Origin of the sequence: Streptomyces sp. NBC_01341 (assembly GCF_035946055.1) — a bacterium.
In the GTDB taxonomy this organism is placed as follows: domain Bacteria; phylum Actinomycetota; class Actinomycetes; order Streptomycetales; family Streptomycetaceae; genus Streptomyces.
This window is the reverse complement of the sequence record NZ_CP108364.1, coordinates 6,294,073-6,299,305: the sequence shown is the minus strand read 5'-3', so window position 1 is coordinate 6,299,305 and position 5,233 is coordinate 6,294,073. Positions and strand designations below refer to the sequence as shown.

Below are 5,233 nucleotides of genomic sequence, written 5' to 3'. Positions count from 1 at the left end.
GCCGGACGACACCTTCGGGGAGAGTTTTCGGGGACGGCGGATCAGGGCGCGCGGAACCGGCCACGCGATTTCCCACTCCCCCGGGGCGGACCGGGAAAAGGGATGCGAGGGCATCGCTGCGCCCACTGATCGGACCACTGGAGAGACCTCTCACCGGGCGCGGCAGCCCGACATGAGACCACACTGCCGCGCACCCACAGAAACAGGCCACGAGGCAGCACACCAGCATTTTATGAATGCCACATGAAATGGATTCGAGCACGCGTAGCCAAATTCGCAAGTCCTTGATCACGCGGGATCGATAATGATCAGAAACGGACGGGCGGACGGACATGGAGCCGGGAGGGGCGCCGCCCCGGACAGAGTCCGGCGACCGTCGGCCGGCACACGTCGGGCCAGGTCCGGCGGGACCGCCGGCGGCCGGGCCCGTCCCGCATCAGGTACGGGACCGAGAGGAACCGGGCCCGGCCTATCCCGCGTCGGCCCGCATCGCCCGCACCAGACTGGCGGGGCGCATGTCGCTCCAGGCGGCCTCGATCGCGTCCAGGCACTCCTGACGCGACCCCTCCGAGCCTTCGACGCGCCACCCGCCCGGGACATCGAGACGCGCGGGCCACAGGGAGTACTGCCCCTCGTCGTTCACCAGCGCCACGAACCGTTCCGATTCGTCATCGAAAGGATTGGCCATGATTCCCCCACTAGTTCTCGCTGTTCCACAGCACATTAATCGACTGCTTCCGGGCGCGCAGGCGGATCGCATTCTGCAGGCACATCATCGAAAACAGGCCCCCACGGCGCAATTCCAGCCACCGGGAGTGGCCATGAGCCGCACCCCGAATAGCAGCGGCGAACCAGCCGCGGAGCCACGACTACCCAAGCCCCGCCCGTCCATGCCAATCACATTAGATGCCCGGAAGCAGCCGAGAAGTGAGCCCCCTGCCCCACTTTCGATTACGCGTCCGAGTGGAGGCCACGGGAACCCATTCTCGGCATATGCCAGGCACGCCGGGCGGAAACTATCGAGCCACACGGCGCCCCTCCTGTGCAGGTATGTCCAAATGTGAACCACGTCATTCAGGAAACCCTCGTACGCGATACCCGTGAGCCCCCCGTGCCCACCTGAAAACCACACCGAGCACCCATGCGCCGGGTGTGCGCCCCACCCCCACCGGTGTCCGGCGGAAAGGACGGCCACCGCCCGTCGGAACGGGAACGGTGGGTCCCGGCCGGAGCCCGCAGCGGACGTCGGTGGCCGGAAGAAGCGTGACGCCGCATCGCACGGAGTGCTCCGCACCGATGTCTCCGGCCCGGCCCGGGCCGGCCCCCACGCACGTCCACCGGCGCACTCGATCGCCGACCGGATACACCCCATTGGCCTACGCTGTTCATGTCCCGCGCGCAGCAGCCGAGTTACCCCGATCCGTCCGCCCGTCCTCGGGCCACGCCCCGACGATCCGTCACACACCGAGGCGGCCCGGGTGCCCGGTCACTCACTCACCGTTCCGTCAGGAGCCCTGTTGAACACGTCGCCGGAGAACCTCGCGCACGACACGCCGCACCGCCTGGACCCGTCCGGCGGGTGCCCCCACGCCGCCAACGCGCGGTTGCTGGCCGGGGGCGCCGTCTCGTCGGTGGTTCTGCCGGGCGAGGTGAAGGGTATGGCGGTGCTGGGTCACGACGCGCTCAGGGAATTCCTCTCACACCCCGACGTCGCGAAGGACGCGCGGCACTTCGCCGCTCTGCGGGACGGGGAGATCCCCGACGGCTGGCCGCTGAAAACCTTCGCCACCGTGCAGGGAATGACCACCGCGGACGGGGCGGACCACCGGCGGTTGCGATCCCTCATGAGCAAGGCGTTCACCACGCGCCGGGTCGAGGAGCTGCGCCCGCGTGTCGAGGAACTGACCGCGTCGCTGCTGGACGGCCTCGAGCGGGAGGCAATGGCGAACGACGGCGTCGTCGACCTGCGCAGGCACTTCGCCCTGCCGCTTCCCATGGGCGTCATCTGCGAACTGTTGGGTGTCGACCCGGAGCACCACGACAGGCTGCACCACCTTTCCAGCCGGATCGTCGCCACCGACATCGGCCCCGCCGAGGCGATGACCGCCAACCGGGAGATGGTGGACGCCCTCGGCGCCGTCGCCGCCGCCCGGGCCGAGGACCCGAGGGACGACCTGATCAGCGCGCTGATCGCGGCCCGGGAGGCGGACGGCGACCGGCTCGGTCCGCACGAGCTGATCGGCACCCTGATGTTGACCATCATCGCGGGACACGAGACGACGCTCAATCTGATCACCAACGCCGTACGGGCCCTGTGCACCCATCGTGACCAGCTCGCCCTGGTCCGGGAGGGCACGGCGAGCTGGGCGGACGTGGTCGAGGAGACGCTGCGCTGGGACAGCCCGGTCAGCTACTTCCCGTTCCGCTATCCGACCCGCGACCTGACCATCGACGGCACCGTGATCCCGAAGGGGACCCCGGTGCTGGCCGGTTACTCGGCGGCGGGACGCGACACGAAGGCGCACGGCCCGGAGGCCGGACGCTTCGACATCACCCGCGACGGCAAGGCCCGCCACCTCTCGCTCGGCCATGGCGCGCACTTCTGCATGGGGGCTCCACTGGCCCGCGTGGAAGGCGCGACAGCACTTCGGCAACTGTTCGCGCGCTTCCCCGCGCTCACCCTCGCCGTCCCGGACACCGAACTCCCCCGGCATGCCTCGTTCGTGGGGAACAGTGTGCGCGAGCTGCCGGTACGCGTGCACGGCTGAGCCAACACCACCGCACCCTGGGGAAGGAGTCGGCGCGGGGTCTGAACGCCGGGCCGCCCGGGGCCGTATACCCCTGCGAAGCCTCGTACACCGATGAAGGGAATGCCGGCATGAGCGCATCGCAGGAGCGTCAGGTCCACCTCGGGCGCCGCACCGTCGTGGCGGCGGTCGGCGCGGCGGGGGTGGCCGCCGCTCTCACCGCGTGCGGCGGCTCGAAGGACGGCGAGGGTTCGGACACGGTACAGCCGGCCGGGAAGGGCGGCGGTGAGGTACTCGCCAGGACGAGCGACATACCCGAGGGGGGAGGGGTCGTCTTCGCCGACAAGGGCGTGGTGGTGACGCAGCCGACCGCGGGCACGTTCAAGGCCTTCTCCTCGAAGTGCACGCACCAGGGATGCGCGGTCAAGGGCGTCGCCGACGGAACGATCAGCTGCCCCTGCCACGGCAGCACCTTCGACGCGACGACCGGAAAGGCTACGGCAGGGCCCGCCACACAGCCGCTGCCGGAGACGCCGATCAAGGTGGCGGACGGCGCGATCATTCTGGCGTAGGGGCGCGGTTCCCGGGGCTCCGCCGGAGCGCCGACGCGAGGCGCGCCTCCCGCGCCCGCACCGCCGACGTGTGACGGAGGCCCGGCGCCCGCCCGAGCCATTGCCCCTGGGCGGGCGGAAGCCCCATGCTGTCGGCCATCGACGAACCCCCGGCGAACGCAGGAGGGCCCCGCCCATGTCCGTCACCCAGCGCCGCGGCCGCCGGATCATGATGACCGACGCCGAACGGGACGCCTACCTGACCGGCCGGCGCACCTGCCGGGTGGCCACGGTCTCCGCGGAGGGGCGCCCGCACGTCGGGGCGCTGTGGTTCGTGTGGGACGGCACCTCGCTGTGGCTCTACTCCCTCACACGGAGCCTGCGCTGGGCACAGCTACGGCAGAACCCGGGCATCGCCGTCGTGGTCGACGACGGCGTGGAGTACGGCGAGCTGCGGGGCGTGGAGCTCACCGGCCAGGCGGAGTTCGTCGGCGAAGTGCCTCGCACGGGTGAGGACCACGCCGAACTGGGCACACCGGAACTGCTGTTCGCCAAGAAGTACTTCGGTCTGGAGACCCTGCCGCACGATTCCCGGCATGCCTGGATCCGGCTCACCCCGGAAGCCGTCACCTCGTGGGACTTCCGGAAGCTGACCGACGTCTAGGGTCTTTCGTTTGGATCAGGCCGGCCTTCAGCCGGCCTGATCGTACAGGGACCGCCCCGCCGCCCGCAGCGCGTCGACGGCGGCCCTGATCGACGGCCTGCGGTCCGCGTCCGTACGCCATACAGCGTGGACGTGTTCACGTTCGAGTACCGCACCGGGACACCATGGACGCACTGACCTGCCTGAGCACTTCGGGTCATGGAAAGGCGCCCACAATCAGCCCGTCGACCGGACCGCCAACCGCAAACACCTCGGCAGCCGAGGCGTCGGACCACCCGCTTTCGACCACGACGCCTACAAGCAACGCACCACCGTCGAACGCTGCGTCGACAAACTCAAACAGTGGCGCGGCCTCGCCACCCGCTACGACAAGACCGCCACCATCTACCTCGCAGGACTCCACCTCGCCGCCATCTTCATCTGGTCAGGCGGATGACCCGAGAATCGGCCTAGGCGGCGGACCGGTTGGCCCAAGCCTGTTCCAGCGCCTTGGTGTAGGCGCCGGCCGACTGGACGCCGCCGACACTGTATCGCCGGTCGAGTACGACGAACGGCACGCCCTGGGCGCCGACCTCCACGGCCTCCCGCTCGTCGCTCCGGACCTCGTCGGCGAATGCCGTCGGGTCGTCGAGGACCGCCACGACCTCGGCCTCGTCGAGTCCCGATGCGACAGCGACGTCGATCTGGGTCTGCCGGTCGTAGACGGAGCGCTCCTCGCCGAAGTTCGCCCGGAACACGAGGTCCGCCAGCTCGTCCTGCAGGCCGCGGGTCTTCGCGAAGTGGATAAGGCGGTGGAGGTCGAAGGTGTTGCCGAAGCGGCGTCCGCCCACGATGAAGTCGAGGCCCAGCCCCCTCGCCAGCTCTGCGGCCTGCTCCTCGCGGGAGACCTGCTGGGCGTTGGTACGCCCGTACTGCTTGGCGACCACGTCGACGTAAGAGGAGTTGCCGTTCTTCGCGTCAGGGTTGAGTTCGTACGAACGCTGCACGACCTCCACCTCGTCCCGGTGCTCGAAGGCGGCGAGCCCCTTGGCGAAGGCGGCCCGGCCCGAGTAGCACCACGGGCAGGCAATGTCCGTCCAGATTTCGACGCGCATGACTGGTATCTCCCTACTTGCGATTCCGCGGGGCCTGACACGCGCCGCGCGGTGCTGGGGCCCCCGCGATTCCCGCGCTGCGGTGACGTCCATACACAGTCGCCCGGTCAGGCGACCTCATACATAGTAGACGACCGGACGTCTATTTATGGCCGCCCGATGGCCATCGGGCGGGCA

General features: G+C 69.6%; 5 protein-coding genes and 2 pseudogenes. 4 read left to right on the top strand and 3 right to left on the bottom strand.

What is annotated here, in order from left to right:
* Nucleotides 1-469: 469 nt before the first annotated feature.
* Complete coding sequence (locus OG206_RS27810; protein WP_327120819.1) at nt 470-688, bottom strand: MbtH family protein; 219 nt, start codon at nt 686-688, stop codon at nt 470-472.
* An 829-nt stretch (nt 689-1,517) separates the two neighbouring features.
* On the opposite strand from OG206_RS27810, the gene OG206_RS27805 reads away from it, so the two are divergent.
* The 3 genes from OG206_RS27805 to OG206_RS27795 all read left to right on the top strand — a co-directional run bounded on the left by OG206_RS27805 (nt 1,518) and on the right by OG206_RS27795 (nt 3,962).
* A complete protein-coding gene (locus OG206_RS27805) occupies nt 1,518-2,768 on the top strand; it encodes a cytochrome P450 family protein (RefSeq protein WP_327120817.1) in 1,251 nt (416 codons plus the stop codon).
* Nucleotides 2,769-2,878: 110 nt separating this feature from the next.
* Nucleotides 2,879-3,319 (top strand): Rieske (2Fe-2S) protein, encoded by a 441-nt coding sequence (locus OG206_RS27800; protein ID WP_327120815.1) that lies wholly within the window; start codon nt 2,879-2,881, stop codon nt 3,317-3,319.
* Between the two features lie 175 nt (nt 3,320-3,494).
* Nucleotides 3,495-3,962 (top strand): pyridoxamine 5'-phosphate oxidase family protein, encoded by a 468-nt coding sequence (locus OG206_RS27795; protein ID WP_327120813.1) that lies wholly within the window; start codon nt 3,495-3,497, stop codon nt 3,960-3,962.
* A gap of 27 nt (nt 3,963-3,989) precedes the next feature.
* On the opposite strand, the pseudogene OG206_RS27790 reads toward OG206_RS27795, so the two are convergent.
* Nucleotides 3,990-4,103: pseudogene (locus OG206_RS27790) on the bottom strand (LysR family transcriptional regulator); the annotation flags it as partial.
* An 85-nt stretch (nt 4,104-4,188) separates the two neighbouring features.
* Here OG206_RS27790 and OG206_RS27785 point away from each other — a divergent pair.
* Nucleotides 4,189-4,398: pseudogene (locus OG206_RS27785) on the top strand (IS5/IS1182 family transposase); the annotation flags it as partial.
* A gap of 13 nt (nt 4,399-4,411) precedes the next feature.
* On the opposite strand, the gene OG206_RS27780 reads toward OG206_RS27785, so the two are convergent.
* Entirely contained in the window at nt 4,412-5,056 is a 645-nt protein-coding gene (locus OG206_RS27780) for a DsbA family oxidoreductase (protein ID WP_327120811.1), read from the bottom strand.
* Nucleotides 5,057-5,233 lie beyond the last annotated feature (177 nt).